The sequence below is a fragment of the Lentibacillus halodurans genome, assembly GCF_900112045.1.
GTDB lineage: Bacteria > Bacillota > Bacilli > Bacillales > Amphibacillaceae > Lentibacillus > Lentibacillus halodurans.
This window is the reverse complement of the sequence record NZ_FOJW01000014.1, coordinates 1-20709: the sequence shown is the minus strand read 5'-3', so window position 1 is coordinate 20709 and position 20709 is coordinate 1. Positions and strand designations below refer to the sequence as shown.

The following is a 20709-nucleotide window of genomic DNA, read 5'->3' as shown; positions in this document are numbered from 1 at the left end:
AAGCCTATGTACCAGACTCTAACTGTTATTTTATCATTAAATGAATAAAAGATTCTATATAAAAACGGAAAACATGACTATTTTTTTGTTATCAACTGTTTTTTGGACAGTAAATGAATTAAACTTTTTTTCACTTGATGGAAATTCATTTGTTTTGTCGGGTTCCGGGCTATGATGATAATATCACTCGACGGCTTAATCTTGCCCTCAAGCTCCTGGAATGCCTGCCGCAAATAACGTTTTATCCGGTTCCTGATGACAGCATTGCCTATTTTTTTACCGACAGATAACCCAATGCGAAAATGCTGCTGATCGGGCCTTTCTATATAGTATAGGACAAGCTGGCGATTTGCAAACGACTTCCCATTCTTGAATACATGCTGAAATTCCGTATTATCTTTTATCCGGTATCTTTTTTTCAATACGATCACCTTCACCAATCATCTTTCCCATCATAGTGGAAAAAAGACCACTGATATGTCAGTGGTCTATGCAGATAATACTTTTCTTCCTTTACGACGACGACGTTTCAATACCTGGCGTCCGTCTTTTGATTTCATACGTGAACGGAATCCGTGAACTTTCTTCCGTTTACGATTATTTGGCTGAAATGTTCTTTTCATTTATCATACACCTCCCTGAGGAATTACAAACATTTTCATTTAATGTTTAAAGGCAGTCTAAATCATTATAATGAAAAAAGATAATTCCTGTCAACTTCACCTCCTAAAAAACTATCCACAAATTGATGTGATATGATTAAAATTAAATCAATCCTATACACAACAATTATCGACAATTTACTCACAAAATATAGTAGTGTGGATAAATGTTGTCTACAATTGGTGGAAATTGTGGATAAGTGTCGAAACCCCGTTGCATGATGCCTGTTTTTTTGGTATTATATTTGTGCTTTATCATGTGTAAAAAATATAAATCTCTCATGTATATCCACAGATTGTGGACAACGTGTGGATATACATATACACCTCTGTTTATTAAAATATCAACAATTATGTGGATAGCGTACATAACTCGCAAATAATGCTGCGCTGAACCATATTAACCGTCCACAACCATATAATTTCACATTTTTTTAAAGAAAAAACCTTTCCGTCTAGACCCGAGAAAGGGTTTTTCTATCATCTATCAAAAATCGAAAGGGGTGAAGTGCGTTGGAAAACATTCATGAATTGTGGTATGCAACACTGGAGAAGATTGAAGAAAAAATCAGTAAACCAAGCTTTGAAACCTGGCTGAAAAATACGAAAGCTGAATCACTGGATGAAGATACATTAACCGTATTGGCACCGAATGAATTTGCACGCGACTGGCTGGAAGGCAGATATACGAACTTAATTGATGAAATATTACTAGAAATTACCGGTGCCAGTCTGTCTACACGGTTTATTATTCCTGATTCACAAGAACCTGCTGACGAGGTTGAAACGGCTCCCAAAAAGATGTCAATGCAGAATAATAACGACGGGAATGATTCTTCCAAAACAATGCTAAATTCCAAATATACATTCGATACATTCGTCATCGGATCAGGAAACCGCTTTGCACACGCCGCTTCCCTTGCTGTCGCAGAAGCTCCTGCAAAAGCATATAATCCATTATTTATTTATGGTGGCGTTGGTCTCGGAAAAACCCACCTGATGCATGCCATCGGCCACTATGTCCGGGACCACAATCCCGAAGCGAACGTTGTCTATTTATCATCCGAAAAATTTACGAATGAATTCATCAACGCTATTATGGACAATAAAGCAACCCAATTCCGAAACAAATATCGCAATGTTGATATTCTATTAATTGATGATATTCAATTTATAGCCGGAAAAGAATCGACACAGGAAGAATTTTTTCATACATTTAATGCGCTACATGAGGAAAACAAACAAATCATCATTTCGAGTGATCGGCCTCCCAAAGAGATCCCGACGCTTGAAGACCGCTTGCGATCCAGATTTGAATGGGGACTGATCACCGATATTACACCACCAGATCTGGAAACGCGAATCGCTATTTTAACGAAAAAAGCAAAAGCGGAAGGACTGGATATCCCAAATGAAGTGATGCTGTATATTGCTAATCAAATAGATACGAATATTCGTGAACTCGAGGGTGCATTAATCCGTGTCGTAGCCTATTCATCCCTCGTCAATCAGGATATTGATGCATCCCTTGCAGCAGATGCTCTAAAGGATATTATCCCAAGTAATAAACCGCGCACGATTACGATTCATGGCATTCAGGAAGCTGTCGGAGAGAAGTACGATATTAAATTAGAAGATTTTGCAGCCAAAAAACGTACAAAATCAGTTGCATTCCCAAGGCAAATCGCTATGTATCTATCACGGGAACTGACGGATTTTTCATTGCCCAAAATCGGAGAAGAATTCGGCGGAAGGGATCATACAACCGTCATTCATGCACATGAAAAAGTAGTGAAAATGATGGAGAATGACACATTATTGCACAAAGAAATTGAAGAATTAAAAGAACAGCTGAAAGCATTTTAGTTATAAACATGTGTATGTTGTGAATAAAATAATCTATTCATAAACAACTTTTCCACATGTGAATAACCTTTGTTTTAGCATAACTATCAAAGATATCCACATAATCACAAACCTTATTACTATTATTACTATATTTTTATAAATATATATATATAAAAGGAGCATGCATGTCATGAAATTTATCATACAGCGTCAACAATTAATTTCCAGTGTGCAAGATGTCATGAAGGCTATTTCATCCAGAACAGCGATTCCAATTTTGACTGGAATGAAAATTGAAGCAAAATCTAATGGAATTACATTGACAGGAAGTGATTCAGATATTTCCATTGAATCGTTTATCCCCGCTGAAGAAGACGGCATGATCAATGCAGATCATATTGAAGAAGGAAGTGTTGTTCTGCAAGCCCGCTACTTTCCGGATATTGTCCGGAAACTGCCGGAAAAAACGGTTGAAATTGAAGCAGATGAAAATTTTAATGTAACCATCCAGTCAGGAAAAGCAAAATTCAATCTTAATGGTCAGGATGCCAATGAATATCCACAACTGCCTAAATTGCAAACAGAGAACAGTTTTGAAATACAGTCAGACTTACTGAAAAATTTAATCAGACAAACCGGTTTTGCTGTATCAACTATGGAAACAAGACCCATTTTAACTGGAGTCAATATAAAAGTTGAAAATGAAACATTAAGTTTTACGGGAACGGATAGTCATCGGCTTGCCGCAAAAAGCATACCATTAGGAGGTGTGAACTTCAGTCTATCCAATATTGTTGTACCAGGGAAAAGTCTTAATGAACTGTCCAAAATCTTGGATGATAAGGGCGAGAAAGTGGAAATAAGCGTAACGAGTAATCAAATCTTATTCCGTACGAAACACTTACACTTTCTGTCCAGATTACTGGATGGAAATTATCCGGAAACATCCCGGCTGATTCCGGATCATAGTCAAACTGTTCTTCATGTCAAAAGGAAAGAACTGATGGATACAATTGATCGTGCATCACTCCTTGCCAGAGAAGAACGAAATAATGTTGTTAAATTAATTACAAAAGATCATCAATCATTGCAAATCACCAGTAATTCACCGGAAGTTGGACAAGCAGCTGAGGAAGTTTCGATTCAATCGATTGAAGGAGAAGATTTGAAAATCTCATTTAGTTCGAAATATATGCTGGATGCATTAAAAGTCATTGAAAATGATGATGTGGTTATCGAATTTACCGGGGCTATGCGGCCATTTATCATGAAACCGGCTAACGATGATTCGGTATTACAATTGATTTTGCCTGTCAGAACATACTAAGGAAAACCTGGCAAGATCCAGCAGTCAGATCAGCGGAAATCAGCAAACAGCTGATTTCCTTGTACATTCTTTTATGCTTCATGAGTCTATATTTTCCGCTTATTTACACAGTTTAAAGCAACTTTCCTTCCCTTTATATGAAATCTTTAGTAAAATAGATAGGAAGTACAATTAACGTCATATCAATTAAGAAAAAGTCTGGTGGTCAATATGCAACAACCTGAAAAAATACCAATTGAGACGGACTACATTCCGCTGGGGCAATTTATTAAATTGCTGAATATACTCGATTCCGGTGGTATGGTAAAAGCCTTTTTACAGGATGAGGGAGTGCTTGTTAACGGCGAACTTGAGCATCGCAGAGGAAGAAAACTTTATCCGGAAGACGTGATAGAAATGGAAGGTATTGGAATTTATATTGTCACTAAAGACTGATCACGGGGAATTTGCATGAATATTGAACATTTACAGCTAAAAAATTACCGGAACTATCGGGAGCTGGATATTTCATTTGACGATAAGATCAATATGATTATTGGTGAAAATGCACAGGGAAAAACCAATCTGATGGAGGCCATCTATGTCCTTGCTTTTTCAAAATCCCATCGTACCCCGAGGGAAAAAGAACTTATCCAATGGGATCGGGAATATGCTAAAATAGAGGGCAGGATAACCAAGCGAAAGCAAACGTTCCCACTGGAAATCATTTTATCAACAAAGGGTAAAAAAGCAAAATTAAACCGTGTTGAACAAAAAAAATTAAGCGAATATATCGGTGCTTTAAATGTTGTCATATTCGCACCTGAACATTTATCACTGGTTAAAGGGGCACCACAGACAAGAAGACGTTTTATCGATATGGAACTTGGACAGATTCAGCCCAGATATATTTACCATCTTGGGCAGTATCAAAAGATATTGAAACAGCGGAATCATTTGCTGAAGCAATTACAGCGCCGGGAACAACAGGATAAAACCATGCTACATGTATTAACGGAACAATTGATTCAGCATGCAGCCACATTATTGGAACGCCGCTTTGTATTTCTTGATTTGTTACGTCAATGGGCAAGCCCCATTCATTATGGAATCAGCCACGGAACAGAAAGGCTTGAAATCAGGTATGCTCCAACCATAGAAGTATCAGAAACAGCAAATAAGGAAAAGATAGAGACTATATATACCAATAAATTCCATGAACTCCAAGGAAAAGAGATTGAGCGCGGTACTACTTTAATCGGACCGCATCGGGATGATGTCATGTTTTATGTCAACGATAAAGATGTACAGACTTACGGCTCCCAGGGGCAGCAGCGGACAACAGCATTATCGGTAAAACTGGCGGAAATAGAGCTTATATGCAATGAGGTTGGCGAATATCCGGTCTTGCTTCTTGATGATGTATTAAGTGAATTGGATGACCACAGGCAATCCCATTTATTAAATACCATTCAGGGGAAAGTTCAAACGTTTGTATCGACAACCAATGTCGATGGAATCAGCCATGAAACATTAAAAGGTGCACAATTATTCCGCGTGCATCATGGCACTGTTGATTCGTGATTATGGAGGGATACAATGTTTATTCATATTGGCAATGATAATGTGATCCAGTCTAAAGATGTCATTTCCATTATTGATCACAGTGTCGTGACATCTTCAAGTATTATGGAAAAGATGATCGAAAACAGAACAAAACAGCATAAAGTTTTTGGACCAACTGACGAGGTGAAGTCAGTTGTTGTTACGAGCGAGGAAGTTTATTACAGTTCGTTATCCGTTTCAACGCTGAAAAAACGGGCTAGTATGATTTCGACAATCAGCAAACTTGATGACTTTTCGGATGAAATTGAACAATCATACTAAATCGATCGGTTAGATAGGATTCATATTTATCCCTGTGCAGCCGTCCGTAAGACTTCCGGATCAGGGACATGGCGGAGGTAACGGACGATGGAACGCTGATAAGTTCAACTAAATTCAGTGGGGAAAGAACATTTATAAAGTATATGAAAACCATGCTCATGATTAACGTTAGGGCGAGGCATGAGTTTTTCCAGGAAACGTAGGTGAAAAAATGTCAGCAGAAGAAAAAGTTTCAAAAGAACAGGCTTACGGCGCTGATCAGATTCAAGTGCTGGAAGGATTGGAAGCAGTACGAAAGAGACCTGGAATGTATATCGGTACGACAAGTGAAAGAGGACTCCACCATCTCGTATGGGAAATTGTCGATAATAGTATTGACGAGGCACTTGCAGGTTACTGTGATAAAATCCAAGTGATTATTGAAAAGGATAATAGCATTACGGTCATCGATAATGGCCGTGGAATCCCGGTAGACATTCAGAAAAAGACCGGAAAACCGGCACTTGAAGTGATCATGACAGTCCTCCATGCCGGCGGTAAATTCAGCAATGATAGTTATAAGGTTTCCGGCGGGCTGCATGGTGTCGGGGCATCTGTTGTGAATGCTTTATCAAGCAACCTTGATGTTTATGTTCACCGTGACGGGAAAATTTACTACCTTGGTTTTGAAAAAGGTGTGCCACAAGGAAAGATCGAAACAGTCGGTGAAACAGATATTACCGGGACGAAAACACAATTTAAACCCGATCCGGAGATTTTTACCGAAACAAGGGAATTTGAATTTGATATCCTGGCTCAACGACTGCGTGAGTTGGCTTTTCTGAATAAAGGAATTACCATTTCAATCGAAGACAAACGTACGGATAAGGAGCCGGTTGAATATTATTACGAAGGCGGCATCAGTTCATTCGTTGAGTATATTAACCGTAACCGGGAAGTGCTGCATAAACCATTTTATGCTGACAGTGAGGAACAGCAGATTGCAGTTGAAGTGGCCATTCAATACAATGATGGGTTTGCCAGCAATATTTATTCATATGCCAATAACATCCACACGTATGAAGGCGGCACACATGAATCAGGGTTCAAATCCGGGCTTACACGTGTAATCAATGATTATGCACGTAAAAATAATATGTTTAAAGAAAATGATCCAAACTTAAGCGGTGATGATGTCCGGGAAGGTATGACCGCCATCATCTCGATTAAACATCCCGATCCGCAGTTTGAAGGGCAAACAAAAACAAAACTTGGAAATAGTGAAGTGAAAAAAGTAACGGATTCGGCATTCAGTGAAGCTTTTTCCAAGTTCATGTTTGAAAATCCCGATGTAGCCCGGATCGTCGTAGAAAAGGGATTAATGGCATCGCGCGCACGAATTGCAGCGAAAAAAGCACGTGAACTAACCAGACGAAAAAGTGCGCTTGAAGTTTCCAACTTGCCGGGAAAACTTGCCGATTGCTCCTCAAAAGACGCGAGCATCAGCGAACTGTATATTGTTGAGGGCGACTCTGCCGGCGGTTCCGCCAAACAGGGACGAGACCGGCACTTTCAGGCTATCCTGCCATTACGCGGGAAAATATTAAATGTTGAAAAGGCACGTCTCGATAAAATTTTATCCAATAAGGAAGTACGGGCCATGATTACGGCATTGGGCACCGGGATTGGTGAAGACTTTGATTTGTCAAAAGCCAGGTATAATAAAATTGTCATCATGACGGATGCCGATGTCGATGGTGCACATATCCGCACATTACTATTAACCTTTTTCTATCGTTATATGCGTCCTTTAATTGAACATGGCTATGTTTATATTGCACAGCCGCCATTATACAAAATACAACAAGGCAAGGCTGTTCACTATGCCTACAATGACAAGGAAATGGAACGTATTTTGGATGAGCTGTCCAAAACACCAAAACCGGGACTGCAGCGGTATAAAGGTCTTGGTGAAATGAACGCCACACAACTTTGGGAAACAACCATGGATCCGGAAACACGCACATTGCTTCAGGTTGAACTTTCGGATGCAATGGATGCAGACCATATTTTTGACATGCTGATGGGAGATAAAGTAGAACCGCGCCGGAACTTTATCGAAGAAAATGCACAAAACGTCCAAAACTTGGATATTTAAAAGGCTTTGATTTGTTAGCATGACATGTTTCTATCTAAACAGAAGCATTGAGCTTTTGTTTTGGCTTCAGAAAGTATAGATTACGGTTGACCTTACAGGAAAAACTTGGGCCATCACTATTATGCATGTCACAGCCAAGTTTTTCTAAAGGAATATGGAGGTATTTTAATGGCGGATGAACAACGTCCAAATGTTCAGGAAATCAATCTCAGTCAGGAAATGCGTACTTCTTTTCTTGACTATGCCATGAGTGTCATCGTCTCACGGGCACTGCCTGATGTACGTGATGGAATGAAACCTGTCCATCGCAGAATATTATATGCTATGAATGACCTTGGGATGCACGCAGATAAAGCGTACAAAAAATCTGCCCGTATTGTTGGTGAAGTCATCGGTAAGTATCACCCGCACGGTGATTCTGCTGTTTACGAATCCATGGTTCGTATGGCGCAGGATTTCAGTTATCGTTATATGCTTGTGGACGGTCACGGCAATTTTGGTTCAGTTGATGGCGACTCAGCCGCAGCCATGCGTTACACGGAAGCACGTATGTCCAAAATTTCCATGGAATTACTGCGGGATATTAATAAAGATACCATTGATTATGCAGACAACTACGACGGGACAGAACGGGAACCGGTTGTTTTTCCTGCCCGTTTCCCGAATCTGCTTGTTAATGGCGCAGCTGGAATTGCTGTGGGGATGGCGACAAACATCCCGCCTCATAACCTGGGGGAAACGATTGATGCAGTACTGGCTGTCAGCAGGGATCCTGAAATCACAGTTCATGAATTAATGGAACAATATATTTATGGTCCTGACTTTCCAACAGCTGGTGAAATTATCGGAAGAAGTGGAATACGCAAAGCTTTTGAAAGCGGTAAGGGATCTGTAACCATTCGGGCAAAAGTACATATAGATGAACAGCCAAATGGCAAATCTTCCATTATTGCAACTGAATTGCCTTATCAGGTCAACAAAGCTAAATTGATTGAAAAAATTGCCGAACTTGTCCGGGATAAACGAATTGATGGAATCACTGACCTGCGAGATGAATCAGACCGGAATGGTATGCGTGTCGTCATTGAATTGCGCCGCGACGCGAATGCAAATATTGTACTGAATAATTTATATAAATATACGGCATTACAAACAACTTTTGGCATCAATATGCTGGCATTAGTCGATGGGCGTCCGAAAGTGTTAACGATAAAACAATGCCTGGAATACTATCTTGAACATCAAAAAGAAATTGTAAAACGTCGTACAGCTTTTGAATTGCGTAAGGCTGAAGCACGTGCACACATTCTGGAAGGATTGCGTGTGGCATTAGACCATCTGGATGACGTGATTTCGCTTATTCGTAACTCAAAAACAACCGATGTTGCCCGGGATGGATTAATGGAGAGATTCGGGCTGACAGAAAAACAGGCACAGGCTATATTGGATATGCGCCTGCAGCGATTGACGGGACTTGAACGGGAAAAAATCGTCAATGAATATAATGAACTTCTCCAGTTGATCGACGAATTAAAAGCCATTTTAGCTGACAATGAAAAAGTGCTGGAGATCATAAGGGAAGAACTGACGGAAATCAAGGAGAAATATAATGACTCGCGCCGTACAAAAATTGTCGTTGGCGGAGCAGACCTTATTGAAGATGAAGATTTGATTCCTGAAGAAAATATTGTTATTACACTTACCCACCAGGGATATATCAAGCGTCTCCCTGCATCTACGTACCGAACACAAAAGCGGGGCGGCCGCGGTATTCAGGGAATGGGAACAAATGACGATGACTTTGTTGAACATTTAGTGTCCACTTCAACCCATGACACGGTCCTATTCTTTACGAATAAGGGCAAAGTTTATCGTGCCAAGGGTTATGAAGTTCCGGAGTTCAATCGTACTGCAAAAGGCATACCGATTATTAATTTGCTGCAGGTTGAAAAGGATGAATGGATTAATGCTGTCATTTCGGTTTCGGAGTACAGTGACGATTACTTTCTGTTTTTCACAACAAAACATGGATTATCCAAACGGACGAATCTATCACAATTTGCCAATATACGCAAAGGCGGTTTAATTGCCGTAGGACTTCGTGATGAGGATGAACTTATTTCGGTCAGATTAACAGACGGAACGAAAGATATTATGATCGGTACTAAAAATGGTTATTTAATCCGTTTTCCGGAAGATCAGGTTCGTTCAATGGGAAGAAATGCAGCAGGTGTACGCGGCATTTCGCTTCGTCACGATGATGAAGTCGTTTCGATGGAAATTTTGGACGAAGGATTACAAATCATGCATGTCACCAATAAAGGGGTTGGAAAACGTACACCAGAAGATCAGTATCGGAAAACCAATCGTGGCGGTAAAGGTATTTTCACTTGTAAATTATCAGATGACAGTTATGTAGTGGCGGTCAAGGCCGTTACAGGGGAAGAGGATATTATGCTCATAACTGTTGCCGGTGTGCTGATTCGCATCCCAGTCGAAGGTATTTCACAGACAGGGCGAAATGCACAGGGGGTCCGGCTGATCCGTCTGCAGGAAGATGAAGAGGTTGCAACGGTTGCAAAAGTGGAACAAGAGGAAGAAGCCGATTCTGAAGCAGTGGATAAGGATGAAGCAGTCCAAGAAGACGATCAGGAAACGTAATAAACTGACACATGGTTTGATGGTGACCCACAAGAATAAAGACTTGGGTCACCATTTCATTTAAAATGTATGTTTAAAAAGGATCGAGAAGTTCGAGGCGGCATAGTTTTAAGCAGCGGAGAAACAAGCCAACGAAGAAATTCGATGCGTCATTTGTACCGAACTTTTTGAACATCTTCTTAAAGGGGGATTTTTGATGCGTGTAGAATCTTCTCAGCTGGTTCCAGGCTGTGTGCTGTTAAAAGAAGTAAATGGAAAGACGAATAAGCCGATCATCCCGAAAAAAACGGTTTTAACAGATCAACATATTACCATATTACATAAATTTTTGGCAGAAACCGTTGATGTATCGGCAACACTTGCTGATGGTGAACCTTTCCAGCCTGAATTAAAAAAGGAAAAGCATGAACAAAAAAAAGTTGAACAGTCTTCCACTGGATCCTTTGAAAGATATTACAGGGAAACCGTGGATCGTTATAAAAAGCTTTTTAACAATTGGCAGAACAACATAGCCATTGATACCCCTGCAGTTCGTGATAGCCTGGTTCCGTTTTTTGAGATGGTGGATGATATCGGTTCAGCTGTGTACAAACTAAATCAGTATGCCAACAGAAAGGATTATGTATTCCATCATAGTGTGGCTGTCGGAATTTTATCGGCATTTTTGGCGAAGAAGATGGGTTATGAGAAAGGAGAATGGCTGCAGATAGGATTGGCCGGCTCATTAAGTGATTGTGGGATGGCAAGAATGGATGAAGCAGATGTGATGAGGAACAGATCGCTTACCTTTTCAGAATTGGAAAAAATAAAAAAACATCCTGTTTACTCATACCGGATGATTGAAAAGGCTCCAGCTATTACATCAGCAGTAAAACTGGCAGTACTCCAGCATCACGAACGATTGGATGGATCCGGATATCCGCTAGGACTTACACAAGAAAAAATCCATATCTATCCCCGAATCATTGCAGTTTGTGATCTGTACCATAGGATGACATGCGGATGGTTATACAACCAAAAACAGTCACCTTTCAGCACCGTTGAGAAGCTGCAGAAAGACCAGGTAACAAAGCTTGATCATCAAGTTGTGCAAGTATTTATTGACAGCTTTACCAACTCTTTGGCAGGTACAAATGTGCGTCTTTCCACGAATCAGACGGGCGTAATTGTTTTCATGGATAAAAAACGTCCGGCCCATCCGATCATAAGGCTTGACGGTTCGAATGAATTGCTGCCATTGCAAGACCATCCAGCTGTTTATATTGATGAGCTTTTGTAATGGTGTTTTGTTTAACCCGGGAAGTTTAGGGTACTGATTTCATAAGGCTCTTTTCCTAAAATTTGTTACGTTTAAACCTTCGAAATCGATATAAATTGCGATACTACATACAGCTTCGGAAATACACGACGCTTTCCGAGGGCTCGTGCCAAGCCTCCCAGCCAGATCGGGCCAACAGGACATTGGTTACAAAGGCGTTGCCACAGGACGTGGTGTTCTTAGCGAACGTGGGCTCTTGAGGGAGGATGTTCACTTTCCAGTATTCTGTATAAGAATAGTACCCAGCATGAATGGGATTTTTTCGGCAGTTATGTTTAAAAATTGTTTGATAAACGGGTAATCCATATCCGGCTTAGCTGCCAGCAAATCCCCCCACCATTCTGATTCATAGCGGCATAGCATACTTAGGTTGTAAAGAAGTAAATAATGGACCATGATCTCGGATATCGGCAAATAATGACTGCGATGGACCGGAAAGTAAATGGCCCGGTATGCCCTATCCGTAAAAAAAGGGCTCTTTTCCTTTGGTCTGAATGGATCTTTTAAAAAGACATGAATCGCCTTCCCTTTTGTTTCCGTATAGTCAATATTTGGCAAAAAAGGCTTAATACGCTTGATAAACGCATTTGCAGTTAAATGATAGTTGTCCAGTACGGAAGCCGGGAATTGCAAATGCATTGTTCCGGGATTCCCGACAGCCATCATATTTTGCTGCTGATGAAACGTGAACAAAGGTGTCATTTCAGGGATTAAAGCAAATAATTGCGCCATCTTTATTTTTTCAAATGGTGATTCTTTAACCAAAAATAGGTGTTCCGAGAAATACGGATATAATCCATTATGCTGGATCTTCACCTCATCATCCAAAAATGTATAGTCTCTTTTCTTGCGTTTTCGGCTTGAGACACCGTGTGCCAGTATCGCTGTTGATTCAGGATAATGGGGTCTAATGGTCAATAAAGCGGCTTTCAGTAAGTGGACCATGCCATAAAAAAACAGCATCGGCTGCAGTAAAGTTTCCAGCCTTTTGCCATTCTCATAAAACCGCACGCCATGATCCAGGTAATGCATGAATTGATTGCAGTTTTCAAAACTTTTTACTGATGCATCAATACCATCCAATTCCTCGTAACAGCCTTGCAAATATTGCTGTGCTGTATGCTGTGACTGGAGGTATGTGAAAAATTCCATTATATGATGATTTTCCATAAAATAACTCCTCATAACTGTTAGAAATTTTTGAATCAAATTTCTTTTATCACACACCCATTCTTGTATTGAAAAAGCCTGTCTGTTGGCGTATTGTATATAACAATAGAAAATGCAGCTAACATTAGCTTACATGCCATATAGTTTTCACCAAATAACAAAATAATAATCATTTCAAATATACTAATATGGATAGGAGGATGAAAGATGCGTGAAGACAAGTTTGTCAAAGAAGGTTTGACATTTGATGATGTTTTAATGATGCCTGCCAGATCGGAAGTGCTGCCAAAGGATGTTGACATCAGCACGGTATTGTCTGAGAGAATCAAGCTTAACACCCCGCTGATCAGTGCAGGGATGGATACGGTGACCGAAGCTGATATGGCGATCGCAATGGCCAGGCAAGGCGGTTTGGGAATTATTCATAAAAATATGTCTATTGAAGATCAGGCAGAACAAGTCGACCGTGTGAAACGGTCTGAAAGTGGCGTCATCACGAATCCATTTTTCCTCACTCCGGAGCATCAAGTCTATGATGCAGAACATTTAATGGGCAAATTCCGCATTTCCGGTGTTCCGATTGTTAATCATATTGATGAGCAGAAATTGATCGGTATTTTGACAAACCGCGACTTGCGTTTTGTTCAGGACTATTCCACCGCGATTAAAGAAGTGATGACAAGTGAACATTTGGTAACGGCTCCTGTAGGGACAACACTGGATGAAGCTGAACATCTATTGCAAACCCATCGAATTGAGAAACTGCCATTAATTGATGATCATGGTATACTGAAAGGTTTAATAACCATCAAAGACATTGAAAAGGTAATTGAATTCCCGAATGCGGCAAAAGACGCACAAGGCAGGCTTTTGGCAGGAGCTGCTGTCGGTATAACCGGTGATGCGATGACACGCATTGAAAAACTGGTTGAAGCGGGTGTTGATGTGATTGTGATTGATACAGCACATGGACATTCAACAGGTGTATTGGAACAAGTCCGTGCTGTACGCGAGGCATATCCCGATCTCGATATAATTGCAGGGAATGTTGCAACAGCCGAAGCAACCGCAGATTTAATTGAAGCAGGTGCAGATGTTGTTAAAGTTGGTATCGGTCCTGGGTCGATTTGTACGACCAGGGTTGTAGCAGGCGTCGGGGTACCACAGATCACAGCTGTCCATGATTGTGCGGTTGCTGCTTCCGAATATGGTGTTCCAATTATTGCTGATGGTGGGATTAAGTACTCCGGTGATATCGTGAAAGCAATTGCTGCTGGTGCTCATGCAGTGATGCTGGGCAGTATGTTTGCCGGTGTAACTGAAAGCCCCGGAGCAACTGAAATATTTCAGGGAAGACAGTATAAAGTATACCGGGGCATGGGTTCAGTCGGTGCCATGAAAGCAGGCTCCAAAGATCGTTATTTCCAGGGTGCCGAAGATGCCAAAAAACTGGTTCCTGAAGGTATTGAAGGAAGAATTGCTTACAAGGGCCCCCTTGCTGATACCGTTCATCAATTGATCGGCGGATTGCGTGCAGGTATGGGGTATTGCGGTACAGAATCGATTGATACATTGCGTCATGATGCCCGATTTATCAGGATATCAAACGCCGGATTAAGAGAAAGCCATCCGCATGATGTTCAAATTACAAAAGAAGCACCGAATTATTCTTAATAAAGGCAGTTCATATGTCAACTTTTACAGAAATAGTAAACATTACCTATTCGGTATTTAATAGATAGGGCTTATCCCTGTCTATTTTTTCTCTATTTTTTATGGTAAAATATCAAAGGTAAAAACTTTAATATCAAAAAATAGATAGATGATTTCATCAATCATAAGGTGGAGGTAGAGAAAGTGAAACACAACGCAAAGAAATGTTTGTCATTATTGCTTGTCACACTGGTAATGATGACAGCGATAACGGTACAGCCGTTTTCGGTACAGGCAGCAGAATCGATAGACATCGAAGCAGAATCAGCTATATTGGTAGATTTCGAAACAGGTAAGATTGTTTACGCTAAAAACCCTGATATGGCACTACCTCCAGCTAGTATGACCAAAATGATGACCGAATATCTCGTTCATGAAGCTATTGCGGAAGGTCAGATCAGCTGGGACACGACAACACAGATCAGTGATTATCCTTACAGTATATCAGCAGACGCATCTTTCTCAGGTGTAGGGTTGACGCAGGATAAAGATTATACTGTTAAACAATTGTACGATGCCATGGCCATCAATTCGGACAATGCAACAACGATTGCACTGGCTGAATTAATTGCCGGTTCTGAGGGCGAATTTGTCAAGATGATGAATGAAAAAGCAGAAGAAATGGGATTACCGGAATATGAATTTGTCAACTCAACAGGTCTTGCCAATTCATCGCTCGGGGAAAATGTGCCTGAGGGAACGGATCCTGATGCCAATAATCTGTTATCAGCCCGTTCAGCAGCTTTACTTGCATACAACTTGATAAACGATTATCCGGAGGCACTTGAGGTCTCCAAGGTTCCTTCAGCCGAATTTGATGATCAGACAATCCGCAATTGGAATTGGATGCTGCCACATGACGAGGAAGACGCCAGTTCTTTACAGCAGTTCAATTATGAAGGGATAGATGGTTTAAAAACAGGCTTTACTGAGCTTGCCGGCCATTGTTTTACAGGAACTGCTGAACGTAATGGCAAACGCTTTGTATCTGTTGTGATGAAAACAGAGGGCCAAGGAGCACGCTTTGAAGAGACAGCTAAACTGATGGACTATGGATTTAATCAATTTGAAAATCAGGAAATCTTTCCGGCTGGATACCAGCTTGAAGGGGAGTCGGATATCCCTGTTTCAAAGGGGAAAGAGGACACTGTGCAAGTAGCAACGAATGAAGCATTCATGACGCCTGTTAACGGGGATCAGGCGGAGAATTACAGCATCGAATATCAATTGAACGAAGATAAACTGAATGAGGATGGGGAACTTAACGCACCGATTGAGAAAGGTGAAAAAATTGGTACCGCCAAAGTTGTCTACAGCGGTGAAGAAGATGATGGCTATATCTCACCGGAAAGTGACAAACGAACCATCGACCTGGTTGCCCAGGATACGGTTGAAAAAGATAACTGGTTTATGCTGACAATTGGTGCGATTGGCGGTTTCTTTGGAAATATTTTCAGTACGGTTGTTGACACAGTGAAAGGCTGGTTTTAAATAGGGTATTCCAGAAGTCATTCAATCATGAATCATCGACTTTTTGCATTACAACAGTGTAAAATAATGATAGATGGAAACTTATATGGGAGGGAACAACATGGCAAATACAGGTACAGATCGTGTAAAACGCGGAATGGCCGAAATGCAAAAAGGCGGCGTCATTATGGATGTTGTCAATGCTGAACAGGCTAAAATAGCAGAGGAAGCAGGAGCGGTTGCAGTCATGGCATTGGAACGTGTGCCATCTGATATACGTGCTGCCGGTGGGGTCGCTCGCATGGCAAGTCCGGAAGTTACAGAAGAGGTCATGAATGCCGTTTCGATTCCGGTCATGGCAAAAGCACGTATTGGGCACATTGTGGAAGCCCGTGTGCTCGAAGCAATGGGTGTTGACTATATTGATGAAAGCGAAGTGCTGACACCGGCAGATGAGGAGTATCATTTGAAAAAATCCGATTATACTGTGCCATTTGTGTGCGGCTGCCGTAATCTTGGCGAAGCAGCACGCCGTATTGGAGAGGGTGCGTCCATGCTGCGTACAAAAGGAGAACCTGGCACGGGAAACATTGTGGAAGCTGTCCGCCACATGCGCCAGGTGCAATCCGAAATCAGGAAACTGACATCGATGTCAGATGATGAAGTGATGACCTATGCCAAAGAAATCGGGGCACCATATGAACTCCTGCTGGAAATTAAACAGGAAGGTCGGTTGCCGGTGGTCAACTTTGCAGCTGGCGGTGTGGCAACACCAGCAGATGCCGCATTAATGATGCAGCTGGGTGCAGACGGTGTATTTGTCGGTTCCGGTATCTTTAAATCAAAACAGCCGGAGAAATTTGCAAAAGCAATTGTTGAAGCAACAACGCATTATACCGACTATCAATTGATCGGTGAAATTTCTAAAGATCTTGGTACTGCCATGAAGGGGATTGAAATGGGTACATTGGAAGCACATGACCGCATGCAGGACCGCAGTGAGTAGAAAGAAGGAATAATCATGAGTGTAATTGGTGTACTGGCGTTGCAGGGTGCCGTTCGTGAACATATGCGTTCGATTGAGGAAGCTGGTGCAACAGCCATTGAAATAAAACGAAAAGAGCAGCTGGAAGAAATTGATGGATTGATTCTTCCGGGTGGTGAAAGTACAACAATGCGCCGGCTGATTGACAGCTATGACTTTTTTGATGCTATTCGGGAATTTGGGAAACAAGGAAAGCCAATCTTCGGTACTTGTGCAGGCCTGATTTTGATGGCAAATGATATTGAAGGTCAGGAAAATGCGCACCTGGGTCTGATGGACATGAAGGTTGCACGAAACGCATTTGGAAGACAGGTGGCAAGCTTTGAGGCAAGTCTCAGCGTTAAGCATATCAGTGCTGATTTCAATGCTGTATTCATCCGTGCGCCGTATATACTGGAAGCAGGATCAGATGTAGAAATTCTGGCTACTCATCAAGAAAGGGCAGTTGCAGCTAAACAAGGACATTATCTGTGTACAGCATTTCATCCCGAACTAACGGATGACAATCGTTTTATGGTATATTTTGCTGAAATGGTGGAACAATCAAAACAAACACTTGCATCATAGTAAGAAGTCGGATATGATATAGCATAATAATAAACAGAACAGTCATGAAAGGAAGCAGTAACAGGATTGCTTTTTCTCAGAGAGTCGGTGGCAGGTGAAAACCGATGAAAGCAACTTGTGAATCCGTCCTCGAACTGGTTTGCCGAACACATTTGAGTAGGCAACCCCGGTTAAAACCGTTATCGTATTTGAGCCGGAAGCATTTTGATTGCTTCAATAAGGGTGGCAACGCGGGAACTACACTCTCGTCCCTGTTTTACCAGGAGACGGGAGTTTTTTAATTTCTACAGGAATGAAAAAGGAGGCATATCTATGCTCGATATGAAATTTTTACGCAACCATTTTCAGGATGTGAAAGAAAAGCTAGCCCATCGTGGTGAAAACCTATCTGAGCTGGACAGGTTTGGTGAGCTTGATGAACGACGCAGAACGCTCATTTCCGAAACAGAATCATTGAAAGCAAAGCGTAATGAAGTGTCTAAACAAATTTCCGCTCTGAAAAAGGAGAAGAAGGATGCGGAGCCAGCGATTAAGGAAATGCGCGAGGTCGGGGAAAAAATAAAGGAACTTGATACAGAGCTGAAAGAAATCGAAACATCGTTGGAAATCATCATGATGTCAATCCCGAACATACCGCATGAAAGTGTACCGATTGGGGAAGATGAAAACGATAATGTGGAAGTACGGAAATGGGGGGATCTCCCAACGTTTAATTTTGACGAGAAACCTCATTGGGATATTGCAGCTGATTTAGATATTCTTGACTTTGAACGGGCTGCCAAGGTGACCGGAAGCCGTTTTGTTTTCTACAAAGGACTTGGGACACGTTTGGAACGTGCATTAATTAGCTTCATGATGGATTTGCATGCGGATGAACACGGTTATACAGAGATGATGCCGCCGCAGATCGTTAATCGCGGAAGCCTGACGGGAACGGGACAACTGCCTAAATTTGCTGAAGATGTGTTTAAACTGGAAGAATGGGATTATTTTCTAATACCGACAGCTGAAGTACCGATCACGAATTTCCACCGGGATGAGATTCTCACAAGTGATGATCTTCCGAAAAAATATGCAGCATACAGCGCCAATTTCCGGTCTGAAGCAGGTTCTGCCGGACGTGATACACGCGGGCTTATCCGTCAGCATCAATTCAACAAAGTTGAACTCGTTTATTTTACCAAACCTGAAGATTCTTATGACACATTAGAAACGTTGACAGGACACGCTGAAAAAGTATTGCAGCACTTAAATCTGCCATATCGTGTCATGAATATGTGTACAGGAGATCTGGGCTTTACCGCTGCCAAGAAATATGATATTGAAGTGTGGATCCCGAGTCAGGAAACGTACCGTGAAATCTCTTCCTGCTCCAATTTTGAGGATTTCCAGGCAAGACGCGCCGGGATTCGTTTCCGCAGAGAGGCGAATGAAAAACCGGAATTTATCCATACGTTAAATGGCTCAGGCCTTGCTGTTGGCCGTACCTTAGCCGCCATTCTGGAAAATTACCAGCAGGAAGATGGATCTGTCATGGTACCGGATGTGCTGCGTCCATACATGGGCTTTAAAAAGGTTATTAGATAACAAACATATTAAATTCATATTGGATCAAAAAGAGGCTTGGGACACAATGAAAACTTTCCACGCTAAAGACGAACGATTACAGGGCAGGAAGTGCAGCATTTTACTCTTTCAACAGTCACATCCTTATTCATCGTTGATACTCGACTGCGAAAGCGTGACAATTTGTCTTGGTGCAGCCTTCCTTCTATTCTGATTTTAGTTGCGTGCGATCATTCGCTCCGGCAGCATACTGCGCCTTCCATGGGCACGGCCTCAGCCTCCTCGGAAAGCAAAGGCCTCTTTCCTGTGAGGTCTTCGGCTCGTTTCCGTGGAAAGGACGTATTTTTCCGCAGCGACCACCATGCACTCAACAAAAGCATGGAAGCAAGCAAATCTAAGACCAAGTTACTTCTCAGTTTTATCGATCATTCGCAACAAATGTTCAAATATACCTCAAAAGATAAATCCGAAACTGAACTGCCCCGTGTCAAGTAGACAGTGGAAATAATAAAAAAGATTTACGCGGCCTTCTTCCTATACTCCATAGGACTGAGGCCGTTTAATCTTTGTTCATTTCTATAATATTGAGCGATATCTAAACGAACTCGGCTTACGACCGCCCCCTTTCGATCCCCTCTAACTTTTTTAAAAAAGCATTCCTTGGCACGCAACCGTTCATTTTCTTTTTCTATTCGACGTATGTCTAGCTTCATTTTTTGTTGTGATGTTAATGCTTCTTCTCTTTTGGAACGACCACGTTGGTCTTTTAAAGCATCCCAACCACCATTTTCATACTTGCTTACCCAATGATAAACCTGTTGATAGAAAACTTGATGGGTTACCGCTGTTTTTTGGTAATCCTTCTCATTGTCTAAGGCTGCTTGCACAATTTCTATACGTTCCTGCCACGTCGTTTTTCTCCCTTTGGTCATAGCGTTTCTCCTTCCTCCCGATCCTTGTATTTCTCTATGACCATTATAATCTCTTATCCACTTTCGCAAAACAGATGTACTGGATATACCGTATTTTTCGATCACATCTTTAAGTGAGTAGTGTTTGGCTAGATAATCAGAAATAGCTGCCAACTTCACTTTTTTTGTATACACTTTCTTCTTAGAAGAGGTTCTCTTTAAATTTTTCCATCTATATTTGGTTACGGATTTCTTCCAATCCATAAGCGCTGTATGATGTACACCATACTTTTGATAAATACCTCTTAAGCTAAAACCTTTATGTTCATATGCATCCAATACTATTTGTTTAAATTCAATCGTATAATTCTTTCTTGGCATAAAAATAACTCCCCTCAAAGTAGCAGATTTTATTTTTTTATCTGCCTACTTAGAAGGGAGCATATCA

17 protein-coding genes and 1 other annotated feature are annotated in these 20709 nt (G+C 41.3%); of the genes, 13 read left to right on the top strand and 4 right to left on the bottom strand.

The window, feature by feature from the left end:
- Positions 1–77: 77 nt before the first annotated feature.
- Together rnpA and rpmH are read right to left on the bottom strand one after the other, a co-directional pair.
- Positions 78–422: a ribonuclease P protein component gene (rnpA, locus tag BM195_RS14795; RefSeq protein ID WP_090240409.1), complete on the bottom strand. Its 345-nt coding sequence runs from the start codon at positions 420–422 to the stop codon at positions 78–80.
- Positions 423–488: 66 nt separating this feature from the next.
- Positions 489–623, bottom strand: coding sequence for a 50S ribosomal protein L34 (rpmH, locus tag BM195_RS14790; RefSeq protein ID WP_090240234.1), 135 nt, complete (start codon positions 621–623; stop codon positions 489–491).
- A gap of 552 nt (positions 624–1175) precedes the next feature.
- On the opposite strand from rpmH, the gene dnaA reads away from it, so the two are divergent.
- From dnaA to BM195_RS14750, 8 genes are all read left to right on the top strand, one after another.
- Positions 1176–2528, top strand: coding sequence for a chromosomal replication initiator protein DnaA (gene dnaA / locus BM195_RS14785; RefSeq protein WP_090240231.1), 1353 nt, complete (start codon positions 1176–1178; stop codon positions 2526–2528).
- Between the two features lie 172 nt (positions 2529–2700).
- Positions 2701–3837, top strand: coding sequence for a DNA polymerase III subunit beta (gene dnaN / locus BM195_RS14780; protein WP_090240228.1), 1137 nt, complete (start codon positions 2701–2703; stop codon positions 3835–3837).
- 210 nt (positions 3838–4047) lie between these two features.
- Complete coding sequence (gene yaaA, locus BM195_RS14775) at positions 4048–4272, top strand: S4 domain-containing protein YaaA (RefSeq protein ID WP_090240226.1); 225 nt, start codon at positions 4048–4050, stop codon at positions 4270–4272.
- A 15-nt stretch (positions 4273–4287) separates the two neighbouring features.
- A complete protein-coding gene (gene recF / locus BM195_RS14770) occupies positions 4288–5400 on the top strand; it encodes a DNA replication/repair protein RecF (protein ID WP_090240224.1) in 1113 nt (370 codons plus the stop codon).
- 15 nt (positions 5401–5415) lie between these two features.
- Positions 5416–5703 carry an extracellular matrix regulator RemB gene (gene remB / locus BM195_RS14765; protein WP_090240218.1) on the top strand — a complete coding sequence of 96 codons (288 nt, stop codon included), beginning with the start codon at positions 5416–5418 and terminating at the stop codon, positions 5701–5703.
- Positions 5704–5914: 211 nt separating this feature from the next.
- Complete coding sequence (gene gyrB / locus BM195_RS14760) at positions 5915–7840, top strand: DNA topoisomerase (ATP-hydrolyzing) subunit B (RefSeq protein WP_090240215.1); 1926 nt, start codon at positions 5915–5917, stop codon at positions 7838–7840.
- A gap of 168 nt (positions 7841–8008) precedes the next feature.
- Complete coding sequence (gene gyrA / locus BM195_RS14755; RefSeq protein ID WP_090240213.1) at positions 8009–10501, top strand: DNA gyrase subunit A; 2493 nt, start codon at positions 8009–8011, stop codon at positions 10499–10501.
- Between the two features lie 196 nt (positions 10502–10697).
- Complete coding sequence (locus tag BM195_RS14750) at positions 10698–11780, top strand: HD-GYP domain-containing protein (RefSeq protein WP_090240210.1); 1083 nt, start codon at positions 10698–10700, stop codon at positions 11778–11780.
- A 249-nt stretch (positions 11781–12029) separates the two neighbouring features.
- On the opposite strand, the gene BM195_RS14745 is transcribed toward BM195_RS14750, so the two are convergent.
- Positions 12030–12989, bottom strand: coding sequence for a YaaC family protein (locus BM195_RS14745; protein ID WP_090240207.1), 960 nt, complete (start codon positions 12987–12989; stop codon positions 12030–12032).
- Positions 12990–13196: 207 nt separating this feature from the next.
- Between BM195_RS14745 and guaB the strand changes: the two genes are divergently transcribed.
- From guaB to serS, 5 genes are all read left to right on the top strand, one after another.
- Positions 13197–14663 carry an IMP dehydrogenase gene (gene guaB, locus BM195_RS14740; RefSeq protein ID WP_090240204.1) on the top strand — a complete coding sequence of 489 codons (1467 nt, stop codon included), beginning with the start codon at positions 13197–13199 and terminating at the stop codon, positions 14661–14663.
- Between the two features lie 183 nt (positions 14664–14846).
- Positions 14847–16193 carry a serine hydrolase gene (locus BM195_RS14735; RefSeq protein ID WP_090240201.1) on the top strand — a complete coding sequence of 449 codons (1347 nt, stop codon included), beginning with the start codon at positions 14847–14849 and terminating at the stop codon, positions 16191–16193.
- Positions 16194–16293: 100 nt separating this feature from the next.
- Complete coding sequence (pdxS, locus tag BM195_RS14730; protein WP_090240198.1) at positions 16294–17178, top strand: pyridoxal 5'-phosphate synthase lyase subunit PdxS; 885 nt, start codon at positions 16294–16296, stop codon at positions 17176–17178.
- Positions 17179–17193: 15 nt separating this feature from the next.
- Complete coding sequence (pdxT, locus tag BM195_RS14725; protein ID WP_090240195.1) at positions 17194–17784, top strand: pyridoxal 5'-phosphate synthase glutaminase subunit PdxT; 591 nt, start codon at positions 17194–17196, stop codon at positions 17782–17784.
- Between the two features lie 35 nt (positions 17785–17819).
- Positions 17820–18040: a binding site (T-box leader), on the top strand.
- A 56-nt stretch (positions 18041–18096) separates the two neighbouring features.
- Positions 18097–19371: a serine--tRNA ligase gene (gene serS, locus BM195_RS14720; protein ID WP_090240193.1), complete on the top strand. Its 1275-nt coding sequence runs from the start codon at positions 18097–18099 to the stop codon at positions 19369–19371.
- A gap of 497 nt (positions 19372–19868) precedes the next feature.
- Here the strand turns inward: serS and BM195_RS14715 are convergent, their stop codons facing one another.
- Complete coding sequence (locus BM195_RS14715) at positions 19869–20642, bottom strand: helix-turn-helix domain-containing protein (RefSeq protein ID WP_090240190.1); 774 nt, start codon at positions 20640–20642, stop codon at positions 19869–19871.
- Between the last annotated feature and the right edge of the window lie 67 nt (positions 20643–20709).